Below are 21241 nucleotides of genomic sequence, written 5' to 3'. Positions count from 1 at the left end.
GACGAGACGTACCGTCTCGTCGGTGAGCTCGAGGCCGATTTGGCAAACGGGTCGATCTCCGCGACGTCACCGCTCGGCAGCGGTTTGATTGGAGCTACCGTCGGTCAATCCGTCACAATCGATTCACCGGGTGGCCCACTCGACTTTGAGATTGTCCGGATCGACAAATAATGGTTAGACCCAACCCGAGTCTACGACCGTTTACTCAAAAACAGGCCACTGGAAGCGATTAAGCTGCTTCTAGTGGCCTGTTTTATCATACTCGTATTTTGTCTCATGACGAGTGCAATCAGAGCAACGTCAAAATTGCCCGTTATAATCGCTTGGAACGACGTTGGTCAAAACATACTTAGTCGATGCTTCCTTTGACTCGTAAGACACCGTGTACTCCTCATTTTCTTCAAGTAAAGCCCACGTACTGAAATCAACCACATCTATTTTTTTCTCATTTGCAAGAATGATCCATTGTCCTGTCTCAGACCGATTCTTTGCAACAATGGTCGTCCTCTCAGTAACGGAAACGATAGAAGAATTCCCAAACAGGTACGCCATGCATGCTGAAGTCAAAAGAATCACCAGCGAAATGGTCAAGAGATGCCTGTTTGACAACGCTGAACAAAAACGATTCTCCACAATGTAGCCTCCTTGAAACAATGCGAGTTGTTTTAATCGACTGGTCCCTGGCTCACGATTTGGATACGAATCGAAGCAACTCAGATGAACGAACAATCTACATTACTTTATTTCAGTGGTACACGGTTCTCATCGAACGTGAAGCCTTCACCGCCGACTTCATAAACGTGGTGGAACGTGACGAAAGCGTGCGGGTCGATCTGTTTGACGATCGTCTTCAACCGGTTGACTTCGTTCCGACCGACGACGACGTAGAGGACTTCAAGTTCCTTATTCGAATAGCCGCCTTTGGCGAGAAGACGGGTCGTCCCGCGGTTCATTGTGGCGTGGATGCCGTCGGCGATGGCCGTGCGATGGTCGCTGATGATCATGGCGGCCTTCCCGGCATATGTCCCTTCCTGCATCGAGTCGATGACGCGGGCACCGATATAGACGGCGAGGAGCGTATACATCGCCTCGCGAATATCGAGATACGTCAAACTGAGGACGATGACGAAAAAGTCGAACACGAGGAACGTCTTGCCGATCGACCAGCCGACATAGCGTTGGACGAGCCGTGCGATGATGTCGACGCCTCCGGTCGTGCCGCCGTTATTAAAGATGATGCCGAGCCCGACCCCGATGAAGAGACCGGCGAACAGACTCGCGAGCACCATGTCGTCCGTCAAATCGATGACGAGGTTCGAATACTTGGCGATGAGGGCGTACCAGAGTGAGAAGCTGAACGTCCCGATGAGCGTGTAAATGAACGTCGTCCGCCCGAGCAGCTTATAGCTGACGAAGAAGAGCGGGATGTTGAGCGCCAAGTTCGTGATTGACGGCGACCAATCGAACAAACCACGCAGAATCAACGTGATGCCCGTGAATCCGCCTTCCGCCAAATTGTTCTGGACGTTGAAATGATAGACGCCGAACGCGAAAATAAAAGAACCAATTAAAATAAAGAATATATTGCGAAACCGGATCGGTAATTGTACCGTCATTTGGTTCACCTCCCACCTAGTAGCGTACTCGAAAAACCTCTCGATTGACTACCCTCCACATATGACATTCCGCGATGAGTCCGATATACTTTTCACAGAAGAGGTGATTTTATGAAAATAGTAGCAATTGGGGCCCATCCGGACGATATCGAAATCGGCATCGCCGGCATGACCGCCCAATGGACCGAGGCCGGGGTCGACGTCTTATACGTCGATTTGACGAGAGCGGAGCTGTCTTCGAACGGGGACGTCGTCACACGCGGGCTCGAAGCCGAAGCGGCCAATCGGGTGCTCGGTATCCGCCGCATCAATCTCGGTTTCCCGGACCGTGGTTTGACCGGGGACGCCACACAACTCGAGGCGATTGTCCGGTTGATTCGGACCGAACGTCCGACGCACGTCCTCTATCCATACGGCATCGACCGCCATCCTGACCACGGCGCTTGCGCCCGACTCGTCGAGGAGGCGCTCTTTAACGCCGGGATCCATAAATTTATGCCCGATGTCCCGGCGTATCGACCTTCAAGCGTCTACCAATACATGATCAACGCCCATACGACACCGGACGTCTGCATCGACGTCACGGGGACAATCGAGCATAAACTAAACGCTTTACAGGCCTATGCCAGTCAGTTCACACCGGTCGACGGAGTGGCGACACCACTCACGGACGCCTATCTCGAGCGGGTGTTGGCCCGTGAACGTCATTTCGGCAGTTTAATCGGGACCGCGTATGCGGAAGGGTTGATGACGACCCGTCCATACGTCGTCGCGAAGGCAGGTGATCTCACATGAGACTACGCATCGGGGTCCTCTGTTATCCGTCGGTCGGGGGGTCGGGCATTCTCGCCACCGAGCTTGGCATGAAACTCGCCGACCGGGGGCATGACGTGCATTTCATCACGTCAAGCATGCCGTTCCGATTGAACGCGTATCATCCGAACATCACGTTCCACCAAGTCGAGATCAATCAGTATTCTGTGTTCCGTTATCCGCCTTACGACATGACGCTCGCGTCGAAGATTGCAAGCGTCATCCAGGCGTTCGGTCTTGATGTCATCCATGCCCACTACGCAGTGCCGCACGCCGTCTGTGCCGCCCTCGGACGCGAGATGGCCGGGACGAAGACGCCAATCGTGTCGACGCTCCATGGAACTGACATTACCGTGCTCGGGGAAGATGAGGAATTGAAGCCGGCCATCTTGTACGGATTGCGCCAATCGAACGCGATTACGGCCGTCTCGAACAGCTTGAAATGCGAGACGCTCGAGCGGATCGGGTCCGACTTGTCAATCGACGTCATCCATAACTTTATCGACGAGGCCGTCTATCAGCCGCAGGCCGACACATCGCTGCGGGAGCGATACGGGTTGACCGAACAGGACCGGGTCGTCATCCATATCTCGAACTTCCGCCCAGTGAAGCGAATCGATCTCGTGCTCGAGGCGTTCCAGCAGATGAACGTGCCGCACAAGAAGCTGCTCCTCGTCGGCGATGGTCCGCTCATGGGAGCGATGCGCCGCCTCGTGAGCGAGATGGGGCTTGAAGAGCAAGTCATCTTCGCCGGGAAACAAGAGCAAGTCGCGGCACTTCTGTCCATCAGCGACGTTCATATCCTATTGTCAGACAAAGAGGCGTTCGGTCTCGTCGCCCTCGAGGCGATGGCGACAGGTGTCCCGTCGGTCGTCAGCGATGCGGGCGGATTGCCGGAAGTCATCACGGACGGGGTGGAAGGATTCGTCGTCAAACGCGGAGATGCAATCGCCGCAACGAAAGCGCTCGAGGCAATCTTGCTCGACGGGGAACTGCATGCACGTTTCCGTAAGAGCGGGCTCGAGCGGGCCAAACAGTTCGCTTCGGCCGATATCGTCACGGCTTATGAAGCGCTGTATGAACAGGTGGTGGGCCGATGACAGAATGGGAATACGCCAAACGAATCATCGAGAGGATCAACGTCCATGGCGGGGAGGCGTATATTGTCGGGGGCGCCGTCCGCGACTATATGCTCGGCACACTGCCGGATGATATCGATATCGCGACATCGCTCTTTCCAGACGAAGTCATGCGCTTGTTCCCGAAATCGGTACCGACCGGGATTGACCACGGCACGGTGACGGTCATCCTCGACCATCACCCGTTCGAAGTGACGACGTTCCGTTCGGAAGGGACGTACTCGGATTCGAGACGGCCCGACCACGTCTCGCTCGGCGTCTCGCTCGAGGAAGATATGAAACGGCGCGACTTCACGATGAACGCGATGGCGTTCCACGACGGCAACGTCGTCGACTTGTTCGGCGGTCGAATGGACCTTGAAGCACGTGTCATCCGGACCGTCGGCAGCCCGTACGAACGATTCAATGAGGACGCGCTCCGTATCATGCGGGCGTTCCGCTTCATGGCCCAGCTCGATTTCAGGCTCGACGACGACGTGCAGCGCGCCTCACGCACGCTCGGCCATAAACTGCAGGATATCGCGATGGAACGGATCGCCATCGAATTCGAGAAACTGATGATGGGACCGGCTTACCGGAAGGCACTTGCTGCGCTCGTCGACCTCGGGATTCACCAATACTTGCCGAACGTCACAGAGACGCTCATCCGCCGCGTCATCGCTGACAAGCGGACCCCGATCAATCCGGTCGGGGGCTGGGCGTTGTTCGTCCATCATGCCGCTACGACCGATTGGTTGACGCCGTGGAAACGTTCGAACGCGCTGAAACGGGAGGCGGGCGTGCTCGCCCGATTGTTCACGACCGGCCTCGATACGTTCACGATTTACGAGACGAAGACCGAGACGCTGGCGACGTATCTCGACATGTCGGGTCGGACTGAGACGGCTGAACAGTTGAAACGGCAGTTGGCGATCCAATCGCGCCGGGAGCTTCGCTTCGACGGCCGTGACGCGCTCCAAATCGGGGCCCGGGGCGCGCTCATCAAACAGTTGCTCGCCCATGTCGAGCGACTTGTTCTCGAGAGAAAGCTCGCCAACGAGCCGGAACCGTTACGAAAGGAGGCCGACCGATGGCTTCGACACGCGGAAAAGTCTTAAATCTGTTGCAGGACGGGGCGGTCTGGAGCGGTCAAGAATTGGCCCGTCGATTGAATATTTCACGTACCGCTATTTGGAAGCATATCGAAACGTTAAAGCAAGATGGGTACGCAATCGAGACGATCCCCCGTAAAGGGTATCAATTATCTGGTCAGACCGACCGACTCGATGAACCGGCGTTCGTGTCGTTCCGGAAAGGCCGGTTCGGGCAGGTGGTCCATGCGTTCGAGCAAATCGACACGACCCAACGCATCGCCCATGAGCTGGCGCAAAAAGACGCTCCGGAAGGGACACTCGTCATCAGCGAGGAACAGACGGCCGGGCGAGGACAACTCGGCAGGAACTGGTATAACCCGAGCCACGTCAATATCGCGGCGAGCCTCATCTTGCGCCCGGCTTTGCCGATTCGCGACGCCTCAAAGCTGACGCTCATGGCGGCGAGCGCGTTCGCGCGCGCCCTGCATGCTCAAGGCATCCCGGCCACAATCAAATGGCCGAACGACTTGTTGCTCAACGGGAAGAAAATCGGTGGGATTTTGACCGAGATGCAGACGGAAGGAGACCGGATACAAGCCGTCATCCTCGGTTTCGGATTAAACGTCAATAGTGACGTCATCCCGGACGAGCTCGCCCATCGTGCGACGTCGATCAAACTTGAACTGACACAGACGTATCGTCGAAGCGAACTGCTTGCCAACTTGCTCGCCGAGCTCGAGACGGAATACGACCTGTTCCTCGTGTCCGGGTTCGGCCCTGTGCGCGATCATTGGCTCGAACACGCCGCCTATGTGGACGAGCCGGTCACGTTGACCGCGTCAGGTAAGCAACGGATTGGAACGATGCGCGGGATTTCAGATGAAGGGGCGCTTCTGTTGGAACAGGAAGGGCTGGTCGTGCCAATCTACTCAGCTGAAATCGCGGTTTGGAATGATTGATGGAAACGCGTTCGTGGTCTATAATGAATGTGCCGGACGCTATCGCTAACGAAGTGTACCGGAACTGCAGACCGTCACTTTATATTTTGTCTGCCTTGATCATTTTGACAGGGACAGAAGGACACTCAACTACTTGAGATCGCTTTCGTGCGCCTTCTTACCATTCGCGTAGGAAGGCGTTTTTTGTAACCTGTCTCCACATTTAGGAGGAGAATCATATGCACACGATGACTGCGTTATTGAAGAAGATGAAGCAAGAAGAGAAATTGGTCATGTTGACGGCCTACGACTATCCGTCGGCAAAGCTGGCCGAGGCGGCAGGCGTCGATATCATTTTGGTCGGCGACTCGCTCGGGATGGTCGTGCTCGGTTACGACTCGACGATTCCAGTGACGACTTCGGACATGGTCCATCACGCCAAGGCCGTACGCCGCGGGGCACGGGACACGTTTGTCGTCGTCGACATGCCGTTCGCGACATATCATGGTGATTTCGACCGCACGCTTCAAGCAGCCGCGTTGTTGTTCCAAGACGGACATGCCGACGCCATCAAGCTCGAAGGGGCTGGCAAGGTGCTTGAGACGATCGAGCGTCTGACGAAAGTCGGTATGCCGTGTGTGGCCCACCTCGGTCTTACACCGCAATCGGTCGGTGTGCTCGAAGGGTATAAAGTGCAAGGCAAATCGCTCGAGGATGCCGAACAGCTGATCGCGGACAGCCTCGAAGCGGAACGGGTCGGGGCAAAGATGCTCGTTCTCGAGTGTGTGCCGCATCAATTGGCCAAAAAGATTGCCGAAGCACTTACAATCCCGGTCATCGGTATCGGTGCCGGCGCCGACGTGGACGGTCAAGTGCTCGTCTATCACGATATTTTGAAATATGGCGTCGACCGTCTGCCGAAGTTCGTCGAGGCGTACGCCGACGTGAACGAAGTGGCGACGACGGCGATCCGGAATTATGTCCAGGCGACGAAAGACGGCTCGTTCCCACTCGAACGACATACGTTCACGATGGATGAGTCGCTGCTCGACACGCTCTACGGGGGTAAGGCATGAACATCGTCACAACACCACATGCCTTACAGCAACTGTTAACTGACGCCGGGACGATTGGGTTTGTCCCGACGATGGGTTATTTGCATGAAGGGCACCTCAGTCTCGTCGAGGCGGCCAAGTCAGAGAATGATTTCGTCGTCATGAGTATCTTCGTCAACCCGACCCAGTTTGGTCCGAACGAAGACCTTGACCGCTATCCGCGTGATTTCGAGCGGGACGAGACGCTCGCTCGTGAGGCGGGTGTCGACGTCTTGTTCTACCCGAACACGGAGACGATGTATCCGCTCGATATGGCACGCGTCACGGTACGTACCGGCGCAGACGTCCTATGCGGGGCGAGCCGACCCGGTCATTTTGATGGCGTCTTGACTGTCGTCTCGAAACTGTTTAATCTCGTCCGTCCGACGCGCGCTTATTTCGGGTTGAAAGATGCGCAACAAGTCGCCTTGATCGAAGGATACGTCCGAGACTATTTCGTCCCGGTCGTGATTCGGCGCTGTCCGATTATCCGTGAAGAATCAGGTCTCGCCAAGTCGTCCCGGAACGTCTATTTGTCGGAGACAGAGACATCGGATGCGAGTGACATCAACCGTGCTTTGACCGAGGCACGAGACGCTCTCGCGCAAGGTGAGGCGATTCAAGACGTGAAAGCACATCTCGAGGACCGCTTGAAGAACATCCCGAACAGTACGATCGACTATGTCGAGATCAAAGACTATCCGACGTTGACCGAGGTGACCTCCGCGTCGACCGAACTATTGATTGCCGTAGCGGTGCAGTTCGAACGGGCCCGCTTGATTGATAATGTGATTTGGAAGAGAGGATGAATCCAATGATTCGAACATTTATGCACGCGAAACTACACAAAGCGACCGTCACCGAGGCGAACTTGCATTACGTCGGCTCGATCACGATCGATGAAGACCTGATGGATGCGGTCGGCATCATGGAGAACGAGCATGTCCACATTACGAACAACCATAACGGGGCTCGCATCGAGACGTACGTCATCAAGGGCGAGCGAGGTTCAGGTGTCGTCTGTCTGAACGGGGCTGCGGCCCGTCACTTCCAAGTCGGAGACGTCGTCATTATCATGGCGTACGGCCAGATGACGGCCGAGGAAGCGAAACAGCATCGTCCGAAAGTCGCCGTCTTGAACGAACGGAACGAGATCGATCAACTTCTTTATGAAGAAATCGCGCATACGATTCTATGACACGAGCGGGGATGGCCGATAGAGGCATCCCCGTTTTTTCGTGTATCGTTCTATGGTAAGATGAGACAGACAGAAAGCACGAGCGTGCCGAAGATGGGATGGATGTTATGGACACCTATGTGATAGTGGATTTGGAGACGACTGGTCATTCCGTCAAGTCCGGCGACGAACTGATTGAATTTGCGGCGGTGGTCGTTCAAGGGAGTGAAGTGATTGAGCGCTACAGTACCTTGATACGCCCGAGTCGCCCGATCCCGCCTTTTATCACGCAGTTGACGACGATCACGAATCAAGATGTGGCGGAAGCCCCGACGTTTGAGGAAGTGATCCCGGATATATGGAAGATGCTAGATGGGCGGATTTTTGTTGCCCACAACGTGTCTTTTGATTTGAATTTTTTGAATGAAAGCCTCGAGCAAGCCGGGTACTTGCCGTTCCAAGGGCGAGCGATCGATACGGTCGAACTGGCCCGGATCCTATACCCGACGCTCGAGAGCCATGCGCTCGAATCGCTCGCCGAGACGTTTGACCTCGTGCACACCGACGCGCACCGCGCGCTCAGCGACGCCGAGGCAACGGCTGAACTATTCGTTCGCTTGGTCGAGCGGTTGCGCGCGTTACCGCTCGTCACGCTGAAACAATTGCGGCGGTTGTCCGAGTTGTGGATGAGCAACGTCGAGCCGCTGCTCGACGATTTGATCATTCAAGTCGGGATTCGGGCCGATGACGAGACGACGTACGATATTCATCGGAAAATCGCACTGAGACGTCTCGTCGACACGTTCGAACCCGCCGTCGAACGCGAGCCGTTCGAGCCGTTCCTTCACCGGACGATTGAAGAGACGCTCCCGGCACTGTTTGGTCAATTCGAGCCACGGCAAAGCCAGTTCGAGATGATGCGTCACGTTTATAAGGCGCTCGATGACGAGGCGACGCTGTTAATCGAGGCGGGGACAGGGACCGGAAAGACGTTGGCGTATTTGATTCCGAGCGCCCATCACGCCCTCGAGACGAAGCGCCCGGTCGTCGTCAGCACACATACGATTCAGTTGCAAGAACAGCTGTTGAATCGAGACTTACCAATCTTAAAAGCGATTTTCCCTGAAATCGAGTTCACGCTCTTAAAAGGAAGACGCAACTACATCGACCTCCGCAAGTTCGAGATGATTCTCGAAGAAACGAATGATGGGCTGCTCCCGGCGATGTGCAAGGCGATGGTCCTCGTCTGGTTGACCGAGACGGAGACAGGCGACTTGGAAGAGTTGTCATTGCCCGGCGCGGCGTCACAAGGGCCGGCCTCGTTCAAACGGCTGATCCAGGCCGACGCAGCCTCGGACTTCGGTCGCTTTGACCCGTGGTATAGCCGAGACTTCTTCACCCGGGCCGTCTTGCGCTCGAAAGAGGCCGACATCATCGTGACAAACCACGCCTTATTGTTCTCTGATTTACAACATCAAGCCGGGATTCTACCGACCGATACGCCGCTCGTTTTAGATGAGGCGCATCAAGTCGAAGAAGTCGCGTCGCATCACTTCGGTGTGACATTCGACGCGATTCAATTTGACCGCCTGTTCAAATGGTTCGGCTACGGTGCCGACGGCAAGTTCCATTCACGCGTGCTCGGGCTCGCCGATTTGACGGCCGTCGCGGAAGAAGCGGAGGCGTTCAGCAAGGCGACCGATCAAGCGCTCGCCCGCGTCGACGATGAACTGAACGATTTGCTCACGGCGCTCCAGTCACTCGGTAAGAAGCGTGAGCAGCGGCAGACCGTCCGCTTCGAGCGGGAAGGAGAGCCGTTCCGACCAATCCGCGAAGTGGCGAAACGGCTCGAAGACCGTCTGCGCACGTTGCGGACGACGCTTCGGCAACTGCACCGTCTTCTCGATGAGCATAAAGAACATATGACGTTCAAACAACGGGCCGTGCTCAGTGATTTGAAGGCGTTCCTCGGCGACGTACGTGATATCGAGAGCGTGCTCTACGAGACGATGCTCACGCGGGATGACGATGCCGTCAGTTGGGTCGAGCTCAATCTGGCCAATCGCAAGTTGACCTCAGTGTACACCCAGCCTGTCGAGATCGGACCGCTCTTGCATGAACGACTGTTCGCCAAGCGCCCAACCATTCTGACGTCGGCGACGATGACCGTCTCAGGACGATTCGGCTTCATCGAACGTCGTCTCGGACTCGATGGGGAGAACGTGCGCCGCGTCGTCTTGGCGTCACCGTTTGATTTCAAAAAGCAAGCGAAACTGTTCGTCCCGTCCGATATCCCGCTCATCAACGAAGTTCCGTTGCCGCGGTTCGTCGAACAGATCGCTGACTCGATTGCCCAAATCGCCAACGTGACGAAAGGACGGATGCTCGTCTTGTTCACGTCGAACGAACTGTTGCGTTTGACGCACGAGGCCGTCAAAGACCAATTGGATGAGGCGTACACGCTCCTCGCCCAAGGTGTCAGCGGCGGCTCGCGTAGCCGCTTGACGAAACAGTTCAAGCGGATCGACCAGTCAATTTTGTTCGGGACAGCAAGCTTCTGGGAAGGGGTCGACATTCCGGGCGAGGCGCTCACTTGCCTGATCATCGTCCGGCTCCCGTTCGCGCCACCCGATCAGCCGGTCATGCAGGCTCGGTCTGAAAAGATCGAGGCGACCGGTAAATCGTCGTTCTTTGAGCTGTCACTTCCGCAAGCGGTCATCCGCTTCAAACAAGGGGTCGGTCGCCTGATTCGTTCGAAAGAGGATTACGGTGCCATCTTCGTGTTCGACCGTCGCGTCGAGACGACCCGTTACGGGAAGCAGTTCATCAACAGTTTGCCGGCGGTCGACCGAATCGACGGTTCGCTCGAGACCGCACTCGCCGAACTGGAGCTGTTTTTAGACGAGAAAGAGAAGACAGGGCTAGGAAATCAGAGATAACGCTAGGCATCGTGAAATTATCGCTTTATAATAATGGGTATAGTGTTTTTGAAGGAGGAGTAATCATGAATTCGAATATTGAGACGCTCGCGACCGTTCGAATCGAGCCGACGGCAGATGTATACAAAATCGTCGACTTGTTGAATCGCACGTTGAAGAGCCAAGATTTGATGTTCGGTCTTGCTTTAGAGAAAAAAGTGAATGATCCGAAGAAAGAAGAGATGGTGTTCACCATCTATCGGACGGAATGACACGGAAGACAAAAGTAGTGATTGCGTTCATGACGGCACTCATCGGTGTCGTCATCGTATTTAGTGGCATTTATTGGTTCACGGTCGGCCACACTGAGCGGATGAAAGAGAACATGATCGAGGAAGCCCGAGAGCGACTCGTTGACGAGCAGCCGTCCGTCTCGATAAAACGGGCCGAACTGTTTAACGGGACGGAACCGTACGTCGTCTTCGAGGAGACGGATCGGGTCCAGTTCGTGCCGGTCGATGACAAATTGCCAATCGAGACACGGGACATCGCAACGGTCGATTCTGAACAAGTCTGTGCCGACTCGGTCGCAGAGACCGGCGGGACGCTCGTCAGCTGTAAATTCGGCTTTGACGAACGGGCATTGATTGAGGTCGTGACAAAAGCGGGCACGTCTTATACGTACTCGTACTATACGCTCCAAGCGGGCGAATTCATTCGACGGGTCCAATTGACGGACTCGCCTTGACGAAACTAAAGGGGGATCTCAATGGAACATCTATTGGCACAACGTGTAAAGCAGTTGACACCTTCAACGACACTCGCCATCACGGCGAAAGCGAAAGCGTTAAAAGCGTCGGGGCAAGACGTGATCGGGCTAGGGGCCGGTGAGCCAGACTTCAATACGCCTGAACGCATCATCGAGACAGCCTGTCAGGCCGCACGCGACGGCGACACGAAGTATACCCCATCTGGCGGGACGGTCGCGCTCAAAGACGCGATCATCGAGAAGACGAAACGCGACAGCAACTTAACGTTCACTCGTCCAGAGGTCATGGTCGCTTCCGGTGCGAAACACGCGCTCTATGCACTGTTCCAAGCAATTTTAGATGAAGGGGACGAAGTCATCATCCCGGTGCCGTACTGGGTCAGTTATCCGGAGCAAGTGAAGCTGGCTGACGGGGTCCCGGTCTACGTCGACACGAACGAGGCGACGATGTTCAAACTGACGCCGGAGCTGCTCGAGGCGGCCATCACGGATCGGACGAAGGCGGTCATCTTGAATAGCCCCTCGAACCCGACCGGTATGATTTATACAGAATCTGAACTCTCGGCGCTTGCGGACGTCGTCAAACGGCACGATCTGCTCGTCGTCAGCGACGAGATTTATGAGAAGCTCGTCTACGGCGAGGCGGAGTTCGTCTCAATCGCAACATTGCCTGACATGCGGGAGCGGACGATTATCATCAACGGTGTCTCGAAGTCGCATGCGATGACAGGATGGCGCATCGGCTATGCGGTCGGTGACAAGACGATCATCGAGGCGATGACGAACCTCGCGTCGCACTCGACCTCGAACCCGACGTCGATTGCGCAAGCTGCGGCGGTCGAAGCGTACAACGGACCGCAAGATGACGTCGAGATGATGCGTGTCTCATTCGCGGAACGACTCGAGATCGTCTATGAGCGTCTCATTGCGATCCCAGGAATCACCTGCTTGAAGCCACAAGGCGCATTTTACTTATATGCCAACGCCAAAGAGGCGGCGACGATGAGCGGTTACGACTCGGTCGATGCGTGGTGCGAGGCCGTCCTCGGTGAGGCGTACGTCGCGCTCGTCCCGGGTTCAGGTTTTGGTCAGGACGACTACGTCCGTTTGTCTTATGCAACAGAATTAAAACGGGTATTAGAAGCGCTCGATCGAGTGGAAGACTTCATTACACGTAACGCTCGATAAGCGAAAGGATGGATATGAACATGACAACTATTTCAATCAGCCAATTTAAAGACTATGAAGGCCAGACGGTCCGGGTCGGAGCTTGGATCGCCAAAAAACGTTCGAGCGGGAAGATCGCGTTCCTTCAACTTCGTGACGGGAGCGGCTTCGCCCAAGCGGTCGTCGTCAAAGCCGATGTGGCCGAAGAGTTGTTTGCGCTCGCCAAAGGTGTGACGCAAGAGACATCGGTCTGGGTGACCGGTACCGTCAAATCAGACGGTGGACGCACACCGCTCGGCTTCGAACTCGAGGTGACGGACATGGAAGTGATCGCGGAGTCGGTCGACTATCCGATCACACCGAAAGAGCATGGGACTGAGTTCTTGATGGACAACCGTCACCTTTGGCTCCGCTCGCGTCGTCAGCACGCGATCATGAAAGTCCGTAACGAATTGATCCGGGCGACGTACGAGTTCTACAACCAAGAAGGATTCGTGAAGATCGACCCACCGATCATCACGTCGAGCGCACCGGAAGGCACGACGGAATTGTTCGAGACAGATTATTTCGGACAGCCGGCCTACTTGTCGCAAACGGGCCAACTCTATATGGAAGCCGCAGCGATGGCACTCGGGAAAGTATTCTCGTTCGGACCGACGTTCCGGGCCGAAAAATCGAAGACGCGCCGTCACTTGATCGAATTCTGGATGATCGAGCCAGAGATGGCGTTCTTCGACCACGACATGAGCCTCGAGCTCCAAGAGCGTTACGTCTCGTACATCGCCAAATCGGCACTTGAGAACTGCCGCAACGAATTGGAACTGCTCGGGCGTGACTTGTCAAAACTTGAAAAAGTTCAAGCACCGTTCCCGCGCGTCCGTTATACGGATGCGATCAAGTTCTTGAAAGAGGAAGGCTTCGACGACATCGAGTACGGCGACGATTTCGGTGCACCGCACGAGACGGCCATCGCCAACGCGCATGACCTCCCGGTGTTCATCACCCATTGGCCGAAAGACATCAAACCGTTCTACATGAAAGTCGACCCGGAGAACCCGGAACTCGTCCTCTGTGCCGATTTGATCGCACCGGAAGGTTACGGCGAAATCATCGGCGGCTCGCAGCGTGAAGACGACTACGACCGCTTGAAAGAAGAAATCATCAAAGAAGGTCTTGATGAGACGGACGCGTACGACTGGTATCTCGAACTTCGTAAATACGGGTCGGTCCCGCATTCTGGCTTCGGCCTCGGACTTGAGCGGACGGTTGCTTGGATTAGCGGTATCGAGCATATCCGCGAAGCGATCCCGTTCCCACGTCTCTTGAACCGCATTCACCCATAATCGCCGATCGGGGATGACGTTGTCTTCCCCGATTGATTTGTCTAGAAAGGATGTGCGACATGGATGCACATAATATAATCAAGCTGTTCGAACAAAATCCAGTCGTCGTTCCGAGGAAACTGTTCACCGAGGCACGTCGCCTCAACTTGACGCCGGTCGAGTTCAATCTCGTCATCCATCTGCTTGAAATGATCGGGGAAGGCATCGAGATGCCGCTTCCGAGTGAGCTCGGGGACCGGATGAACGTGGCCGAGAGCGAGGCCCGTGCCGTATTGCTCGGCCTGCTCCAAAAAGAGTTGATCGCCATCGACGCGTCGGCCGAGGTCGAACGATACAGTCTGCTCCCGTTGTTCCTGGCGCTCGAGGAAGGGGCGACACCTGATAAATCGGCCCATTCGTTGAATGAGAACATCATTCATACGTTTGAGCGCGAGTTCGGGACGATCACCCCCTTTGAGATCGAACAGATTGTCGGCTGGTTGACCGAGGACGGCTTCGGCGAGGAGCTGATCATGGCTGCGCTTCGGGAAGCGAAACTACGCAACGTGCGTAACTTCAAATACATGGACAAGATCCTCCGGGTGTGGCAAGACCATAACGTCGAGTCGCTCGAGGACCTCGTCGATTATCAACGGAGGAAAAAGTGATGTTGACGAGAGCCCAATTGACTGAGGTGTCGGACACGATGCGTCGCATGTTCCCGGACGCCCACTGTGAGCTGACGCACCGCAACCCGTTCGAGCTCGTCGTAGCCGTGGCCTTGTCGGCGCAGGCGACAGATGCGCTCGTCAACAAAGTGACGCCCGGTCTGTTCGAGGCCTATCCTACCGTGGAGCAGATGGCGGCGGCGGACGTCGCGGACATCGAGGCGCTCATCAAACGCATCGGCCTGTTTCGGAATAAAGCGAAAAACGTGAAGGCGCTCTCGATGCAAATCGTGGAGCGTCATGACGGGATCGTCCCGTCCGACCGTGAATCGCTCGAGGCGTTGCCTGGCGTCGGTCGCAAGACGGCGAACGTCGTCTTGTCCGTCGCGTTTCATGAACCGGCGTTCGCTGTCGACACCCACGTCGAGCGCGTCTCGAAACGGCTCGGCATCTGTCGCTGGAAAGACAACGTCCGTCAAGTCGAGGACACGCTCATGAAGAAGTTCCCGCGCGAAGAATGGTCTCAGCTCCATCATCAGTTCATCTTTTTCGGACGCTACCACTGTAAAGCGCAACGTCCTGCCTGCGAGACGTGCCCGCTGTTGCACATGTGCCGCGAAGGCAAGAAACGAATGAAGTCCAAGCAAGCGACAGGACAATGAACAAGCGTCTTCCTGATTACAATGATCAGGAAGACGCTTTTTATACGTGAGGGGGTATTTTTTTGGTATACTCAATCCAGTTAGCAATTGGCAAGGAGGATGTATATGGGTGAAATCCGGATTGGAATAAAAAAAAATCAAATGAACTTTATCTTGCTCGTCGTGACGAACTTTTTCGTCGGGTCGATGGTCGGCCTCGAACGGACAATCTTGCCCATCATCGGAGAAGAGGACTTCGGTTTCGTCTCGACGAGTGCGGCGCTATCGTTCATCATCAGCTTTGGGTTCTCGAAGGCTGTCGTCAATTACTTCGCAGGGGCCATCGCTGATCGATTCGGGCGCAAGAAAGTGCTCGTCTTCGGCTGGGGGATCGGGGTATTCGTCCCCGTGCTCGTCATGTTGGCCCCGGCCTGGTGGATGATCATCGTGGCGAACGTCTTGCTTGGGGTCAACCAAGGACTGACGTGGTCGATGACGGTCAATATGAAGATTGATTTGGCCAAACCGACGGAGCGTGGGCTCGCGGTCGGACTGAATGAATTCGCCGGTTATGTCGGCGTCGCCGTGATGGCGGCGTCGCCGTGATGGCGGCGTCGCCGTGATGGCGGCCGTCTCTGGGATGATTGCCGTCACATACGGCAGTCGGCCGGAACCGTTTTATATTGGCGTCCTCGTCGCATTCATCGGTCTCGGGTTATCATTGTTCGTCCGCGATACGACGAATCAGGTACAGCTCCAACCGACGAGCGGGTCTGAGAAAACACGTTCTGCGAGAGACGTATTTATGACGACGACTTGGAAAGACCGTTCGCTCTCGAGTCTGACGGTGGCCGGTCTGTCGACCAATCTGAAAGACGGCATGGCGTGGGGCTTGTTCCCGATTTATTTCGCCGCACAAGGGCTCAGTCTAGCTGAAGTCGGATTGATTGTGGCGGTCTATCCGGCGGCGTGGGGCTTCTTCCAACTGTTCACCGGGGTATGGAGCGATCGCATCGGACGCAAAGGATTGATCGTCGCCGGGATGTGGGTCCAGGCCGGTTCGCTTTGGGCGATTCTCGTCATGTCCGACTATTGGCAATGGGTGCTCGCCGCGGTCATGCTCGGCATCGGGACGGCAATGGTCTATCCGACGCTCCAAGCCTCGATCAGTGACGTCGCCGAGCCATATTGGCGCGCCTCAGCAATGGGCGTCTATCGGTTTTGGCGCGACAGCGGCTATGCGTTTGGGGCCATCTTTGCCGGGGTGTTGACCGACATATTGTCCATCGATTGGGCGATCGGGCTTGTGGCCGTCTTACCGTTCCTGGCCGGACTCAATGCGCTCGGTCGTTTGCGGGAGACACTCCCGGGCTTGCGTTAATCAAACAACTGCCTTGCCGAAGCTTCGGCAAGGCAGTTGTTTAATGGTTCCACGGATGGTCGCTCCATTCGCGGCGTTTTTTTGTGATCGGTACTTTTTTGAATCCCCAGTTACGGAAATCTTGGTCAGGACTTTCTTTACGAATGTAAATCTTGTCCTTGATGGCTTTGAAGATTCGGTTCTCATCCCCATAATGGACGAACCGTGGTTTCACTTCGATGACGCCGCGACGTACGCGCGAGAGCGGGAGACAGACGAGGTCAGCGATTTCAAGCCCAGACTGATAGATTGTATTCTGTTTCTCAGAGAAGATGAAGCCTTTGATTTTTTGGCGGCTCTTCTCGACGTCGAGATGGACCGTCCCCGAGTTGAAGATATCGAAGAATGCCTTCTGGATGAGTAGGTTCTGATAGTCATCCCGTGACTCCAAGACAACGCGAGCGCTGACCGCTTCGGTCTCTTCTAAAAACGCATAAAACGATTTCATCAAGTGGGCGAATGCGACGACGTACGGGTCTTTCGGCGTTGAATAGAAGTCGTGAAGTTTTTGTTTATCGACCTCGACGCTGATGATTGTACAGTTGATATCGCGTAGGAAGTCCGGCAACTTGTTCCAAAAGTCACGAAGCATATCGATCGTGATGCCATCCTCTTTCCCATACGGATGCTCGGCTTTTAAAATTTCTTTTAAATGGAGTGGGATATTCTCCGTCTTGAACACGTCGCGTTTGAAGGCATGTAACCGGCGCTTCAACTCGCACGGCATCCCGGCCTCGTCGGCATCGATTGCATATTTGTATTCCATCAATACGCCGGTGAGGTTGAACTGGGTATTTCCTTTTGGCGTGCCCGTCTCGTCGACGAACATGACATACTTCTTTTGTGTTTCCATCTTACTCCTCCAACCATGGCTCAACTGCTTATCCGATTGAGCCTGCTAATTGTTTTCCAACCTTGGTTTACGCTGCTGATTGCACATTACTTGCACACTTTTCAAACTTACGTCAATCTGCGTTTAATCTGTCTTGATTATGGCTAATAAGTAGAAGACTTATTTCAGAAAAATAAATAGCGCTTCCGTAACAAGGTCGTGTCAATTTGACTACACAATGAACTACCTACTAGTTTAACATATGGGAGTTTGGTACGATATGGATTGCGGAAAATCCACACAGGAGTCGAGCGACAGAACTCGACAATCAGACTTCAGACGGAAGGAACGGCTGGACCAACCTGTTAAACTAGAGACTAGGGGTGACGACATTGTTCCATTATCCGAACGGGAAAAAGCCGAAATCTTCGGCAACGCCGGTCCGCTCTAATCCGCAGACGTATGCGAATCGAGGCATGAACCTTGAGACGTTGCTGAACGACACAAATGAGTTTTACCGACTTCATGGACGAGCGGTCATCCATAAGAAGCCGACACCGCTGCAAATCGTGAAAGTCGATTACCCGAAACGGAGCGCGGCGAAAGTGACCGAGGCGTATTTCAAGCAAGCGTCGACGACCGATTATAACGGGGTGTATCGCGGGAAGTACATCGATTTCGAGGCGAAAGAGACGAACAATAAAACATCGTTTCCGCTCAGTAACTTCCACGAGCATCAAATCCACCATATGCGCGAGTGTGAGCGGCATGGAGGGGTTTGTTTTGTCATCATACGGTTTAGCCGCTATAATACGCAATATGTGTTATCAACGGAACAATTATTAGTTTGGTGGGAACAGCGTGATTCGGGACGGAAATCGATTCCGCTCTCCTATATCGAGCAAGAAGCAATTGAAGTTCCAACCCGGGCGATGCCCGCCGTCGATTATTTGACGGCGATTGAGGCGTGGCTCGATTGAAATAGAAGGAGTGAAGCGTGAATGGAACGAAGTCGGATGGCACGTCGACAAGATACGACGAAAAAGCCAAAGCAACAAACAAAGCCAAAGCGAAAAATAAAAAAACCGATGTGGAAACGCCTCGTATTTATTCTAGGATTACTGTTGATCGTCGGAGTCGTCGCTGGAGGAGCTTACGCAGCTTATGCGATTGCGACCGCACCGCCGCTCGATGAAGAAAAATTAGTCGATACGTACCCGATTCAGCTGTTGTCGGCTGAAGGTGAACCGCTTGAAGAAAGTGGTCAGATTCGTGAATACGTGTCAATCGACGATATTTCAGAAGTGATGCAACAAGCGGTCATCTCGATTGAGGACCGTCGTTTTTACGAACATAACGGGATTGACGTGCGCCGTATCGGAGGGGCTGTCCTCGCGAACGTGACCGACGGCTTCGGGGCCGAAGGTGGTTCGACAATCACGCAACAACTCGTCAAGCAGTCGTTCTTGTCAACAGATAAGAAGTTGCTTCGTAAATTGCAAGAGCAATGGCTCGCAATCAAGTTAGAACGTGAATACACGAAAGAACAGATTCTTGAGATGTACTTGAACAAGAATTACTACGGTTCAGGTGCATGGGGTGTGCAAGCAGCCTCGAAGACGTACTTTAATAAGCCGGTGTCAGAAGTAAATTATCAAGAAGCCGCGATTTTAGCTGGTCTTCCGCAACGGCCGAGCGCATATGATCCGATCGCCGGTGACCAAGAGCTCACGCGTTACCGTCAAGAGCAAGTGCTCTCAGCGATGAAGCGTGACGGTCACATCACCGAGGAACAATACAACGAGGCGCTCGACGTCGAGATCGCGGACGTCATCTCGCCGGGTGCCCAGTCGGAAGAAGAGTCGTATACACGTTCGATTTATGCCCGCGTCCAAGCTGAACTTGAGGAAGACTATGGGCTCGAGCAGTCGGACATTTACGGCACAGGCTTGAAGGTGTACACGTCCATCAATAAAGATCTGCATGCGAAATTCAATAAAGACATCAAATCAGACAACGTAAATATTCCAAACGGGAAATTCCCGGAAGATCTCCGGATGGGAGCGACCGTGCTGAACACGAAGACAGGCGAAATCGTTGCCGTCATCGACAGTCAGCAACCGAAACAAGGCGATAAGAACTATCGCGACTATTCGCGCGAGAAACGTCAAATCGGGTCGACGGCGAAACCGTTCTTCGATTACGGTCCAGGGATCGAGAACGCGCAGTGGTCGACCGGGAAAATTTTGATGGATGCGCCGATTGATGATAAAGATAAATTCAATCCAAAGAACTATTATCTAGAGTATCGCGGCGCCAACACGATGCGTTACTACTTGACAATTTCCGGGAACACGCCGGCCGTCCGTGCTTTCTATGAAGTACAGGAAGAGTTCGGTCCGGAAGCGATCGAGTCGTTCGTCGAGAACGTCGGTATCGAGCCGGCACGCTCGGGTGACGAGATATTGCCCGCCAACAGTCTTGGCGTAGCGGAAGCGAGCACGACACAAATGGCGGCCGCCTACGCGGCACTCGGCGCGAACGGGATGTATACGAAGCCGCACTTGATTCAAAAAATCGAATTCAATGACGGCTCGACGATCAACTCACCGATCAAAGCGAAACAGGCGATGGAAGACTACACGGCCTACATGTTGACGGATATACTGCGTGATGTGGTCAACACACCAACCGGTACGTATGTGCCCGATCCTTTCCCGTATGACGTCGCCGGAAAGACCGGGACGACGAACGATAAGGAAGGCTACGAAAACGACAAGTGGTTCACTGGTTATACGACCGACTATTCGATTTCAGTCTGGACCGGCAAAGCACCTGGAGCTGATAAAAATGCACTTGCTGGAAACCATGCTCAGTTTTACTTCGACTATATGATGCAAGAAGTGACGAAGGCGACAGGGCAACCGGATCGCTTCCAGCAACCGGATTCAGTTTTATCGCTCGGCAACGAACTATACGTTAAAGGGACGAAGCCGAAGGACTTGGAACCGCAAAAACTTCCAGCACCGACCGGCGCGACAATCAATTACGATATTCCGTCTGACAGCGGGACGTTGACGTGGTCGTACAATCGTCAAGCGGTCGAAGCGGACGGTTATCAAGGTCTCTCGTTCACTGTGACGGAAAAACGTCCGGACGGCAGTGAACGCGTCGTCGGGACGACTGAAGGTACGAGTATCGATATTTCTGGACTTCGTAACGGGACGACGACGTTCACGATTGTCGCGAACGCTTCGAACCAGCTCGTAGGGGACCAACAATCAAGCCCACTCCAAACGCAGTACACGGTTGAACGCAGTCAAGAACCGACTGAAGAAGAGGAAGAACCGGCTACAGAAGAAACCCTTCCAGAAGAAGATTCGGCCGCTGACGAGCAAAATGACGAAAATAACCAAAGCGAAACCGATCAAAACAATGGCAACGATGAAAATAACGAGAACAATACAAATCCTGAAGAAAATACGGAAGAACCGACCGAGGAAGAACCGGCAACCGATGAAACAGACGGGGAGTCGGATTCGAACGGGGAAGTGACCCGCCAATCGAACTCAGAGTCGAATGGACGCGGAAATGGCGATCGTGGAACTGACGATCGCGAATAATTTGATTCACTGCAAACAGGGCGACATCAGC

The 21241-nt window shown here is 54.4% G+C and carries 20 protein-coding genes and 1 pseudogene; 18 read left to right on the top strand and 3 right to left on the bottom strand.

Features of this window, described 5'->3' with window-relative positions:
• Positions 1 to 171 (top strand): GreA/GreB family elongation factor (locus DPV68_RS05095; RefSeq protein WP_198662242.1); only part of this gene is annotated, 171 nt, incomplete at its 5' end.
• Positions 172 to 300: 129 nt separating this feature from the next.
• Here the strand turns inward: DPV68_RS05095 and DPV68_RS05090 are convergent.
• Both DPV68_RS05090 and DPV68_RS05085 read right to left on the bottom strand, forming a co-directional pair.
• On the bottom strand, positions 301 to 633 hold the full coding sequence (locus DPV68_RS05090) for a hypothetical protein (protein ID WP_114165718.1): 333 nt from the start codon (positions 631 to 633) through the stop codon (positions 301 to 303).
• Between the two features lie 107 nt (positions 634 to 740).
• The gene (locus tag DPV68_RS05085) at positions 741 to 1616 is read right to left on the bottom strand and encodes a YitT family protein (protein ID WP_114165717.1); all 876 of its coding nucleotides are present in this window, start codon (positions 1614 to 1616) and stop codon (positions 741 to 743) included.
• A 111-nt stretch (positions 1617 to 1727) separates the two neighbouring features.
• Between DPV68_RS05085 and bshB1 the strand changes: the two genes are divergently transcribed.
• The 15 genes and pseudogenes from bshB1 (at position 1728) to DPV68_RS05010 (ending at position 16716) form a co-directional block, all read left to right on the top strand.
• Positions 1728 to 2411, top strand: a complete 684-nt coding sequence (gene bshB1, locus DPV68_RS05080; protein ID WP_114165716.1) for a bacillithiol biosynthesis deacetylase BshB1 — start codon at positions 1728 to 1730, stop codon at positions 2409 to 2411.
• The gene (gene bshA, locus DPV68_RS05075; protein WP_114165715.1) at positions 2408 to 3529 is read left to right on the top strand and encodes an N-acetyl-alpha-D-glucosaminyl L-malate synthase BshA; all 1122 of its coding nucleotides are present in this window, start codon (positions 2408 to 2410) and stop codon (positions 3527 to 3529) included. Before bshB1 ends, bshA begins: the two co-directional genes overlap by 4 nt.
• Positions 3526 to 4665 carry a CCA tRNA nucleotidyltransferase gene (locus DPV68_RS05070; RefSeq protein ID WP_114165714.1) on the top strand — a complete coding sequence of 380 codons (1140 nt, stop codon included), beginning with the start codon at positions 3526 to 3528 and terminating at the stop codon, positions 4663 to 4665. Before bshA ends, DPV68_RS05070 begins: the two co-directional genes overlap by 4 nt.
• Positions 4638 to 5600, top strand: a complete 963-nt coding sequence (locus tag DPV68_RS05065; protein WP_114165713.1) for a biotin--[acetyl-CoA-carboxylase] ligase — start codon at positions 4638 to 4640, stop codon at positions 5598 to 5600. The genes DPV68_RS05070 and DPV68_RS05065 overlap by 28 nt, the downstream gene beginning before the upstream one ends.
• Before the next feature lie 218 nt (positions 5601 to 5818).
• On the top strand, positions 5819 to 6655 hold the full coding sequence (gene panB, locus DPV68_RS05060) for a 3-methyl-2-oxobutanoate hydroxymethyltransferase (RefSeq protein WP_114165712.1): 837 nt from the start codon (positions 5819 to 5821) through the stop codon (positions 6653 to 6655).
• Positions 6652 to 7482 carry a pantoate--beta-alanine ligase gene (panC, locus tag DPV68_RS05055; RefSeq protein WP_114165711.1) on the top strand — a complete coding sequence of 277 codons (831 nt, stop codon included), beginning with the start codon at positions 6652 to 6654 and terminating at the stop codon, positions 7480 to 7482. Before panB ends, panC begins: the two co-directional genes overlap by 4 nt.
• 5 nt (positions 7483 to 7487) lie before the next feature.
• A complete protein-coding gene (gene panD, locus DPV68_RS05050) occupies positions 7488 to 7871 on the top strand; it encodes an aspartate 1-decarboxylase (protein WP_021067221.1) in 384 nt (127 codons plus the stop codon).
• 98 nt (positions 7872 to 7969) lie between these two features.
• Complete coding sequence (gene dinG, locus DPV68_RS05045) at positions 7970 to 10789, top strand: ATP-dependent DNA helicase DinG (RefSeq protein WP_255418299.1); 2820 nt, start codon at positions 7970 to 7972, stop codon at positions 10787 to 10789.
• A 65-nt stretch (positions 10790 to 10854) separates the two neighbouring features.
• On the top strand, positions 10855 to 11040 hold the full coding sequence (locus DPV68_RS05040) for a YpmA family protein (protein WP_016509977.1): 186 nt from the start codon (positions 10855 to 10857) through the stop codon (positions 11038 to 11040).
• Positions 11037 to 11516, top strand: coding sequence for a hypothetical protein (locus tag DPV68_RS05035; protein WP_114165709.1), 480 nt, complete (start codon positions 11037 to 11039; stop codon positions 11514 to 11516). The genes DPV68_RS05040 and DPV68_RS05035 overlap by 4 nt, the downstream gene beginning before the upstream one ends.
• 21 nt (positions 11517 to 11537) lie before the next feature.
• Positions 11538 to 12725 (top strand): pyridoxal phosphate-dependent aminotransferase, encoded by a 1188-nt coding sequence (locus DPV68_RS05030; RefSeq protein WP_114165708.1) that lies wholly within the window; start codon positions 11538 to 11540, stop codon positions 12723 to 12725.
• Between the two features lie 20 nt (positions 12726 to 12745).
• A complete protein-coding gene (gene asnS / locus DPV68_RS05025) occupies positions 12746 to 14047 on the top strand; it encodes an asparagine--tRNA ligase (protein ID WP_114165707.1) in 1302 nt (433 codons plus the stop codon).
• Between the two features lie 59 nt (positions 14048 to 14106).
• A complete protein-coding gene (locus DPV68_RS05020; protein ID WP_114165706.1) occupies positions 14107 to 14694 on the top strand; it encodes a DnaD domain-containing protein in 588 nt (195 codons plus the stop codon).
• A complete protein-coding gene (gene nth, locus DPV68_RS05015) occupies positions 14694 to 15356 on the top strand; it encodes an endonuclease III (protein WP_114165705.1) in 663 nt (220 codons plus the stop codon). The genes DPV68_RS05020 and nth overlap by 1 nt, the downstream gene beginning before the upstream one ends.
• Positions 15357 to 15461: 105 nt before the next feature.
• A pseudogene (locus DPV68_RS05010) lies at positions 15462 to 16716 on the top strand (MFS transporter).
• A 40-nt stretch (positions 16717 to 16756) separates the two neighbouring features.
• Here the strand turns inward: DPV68_RS05010 and DPV68_RS05005 are convergent.
• Complete coding sequence (locus DPV68_RS05005) at positions 16757 to 17608, bottom strand: DUF3800 domain-containing protein (RefSeq protein WP_034777355.1); 852 nt, start codon at positions 17606 to 17608, stop codon at positions 16757 to 16759.
• Between the two features lie 362 nt (positions 17609 to 17970).
• Here DPV68_RS05005 and recU point away from each other — a divergent pair, with 362 nt between their 5' ends.
• Positions 17971 to 18567, top strand: a complete 597-nt coding sequence (gene recU / locus DPV68_RS05000) for a Holliday junction resolvase RecU (protein ID WP_114165704.1) — start codon at positions 17971 to 17973, stop codon at positions 18565 to 18567.
• Between the two features lie 21 nt (positions 18568 to 18588).
• On the top strand, positions 18589 to 21210 hold the full coding sequence (locus DPV68_RS04995; RefSeq protein ID WP_114165703.1) for a transglycosylase domain-containing protein: 2622 nt from the start codon (positions 18589 to 18591) through the stop codon (positions 21208 to 21210).
• Positions 21211 to 21241 lie beyond the last annotated feature (31 nt).

It is taken from the genome of Exiguobacterium sp. TNDT2 (genome assembly GCF_003331145.1).
Lineage (GTDB): Bacteria > Bacillota > Bacilli > Exiguobacteriales > Exiguobacteriaceae > Exiguobacterium.
Note: the sequence above shows the minus strand (reverse complement) of the source record. Positions and strands in the feature narration are given on the sequence as shown.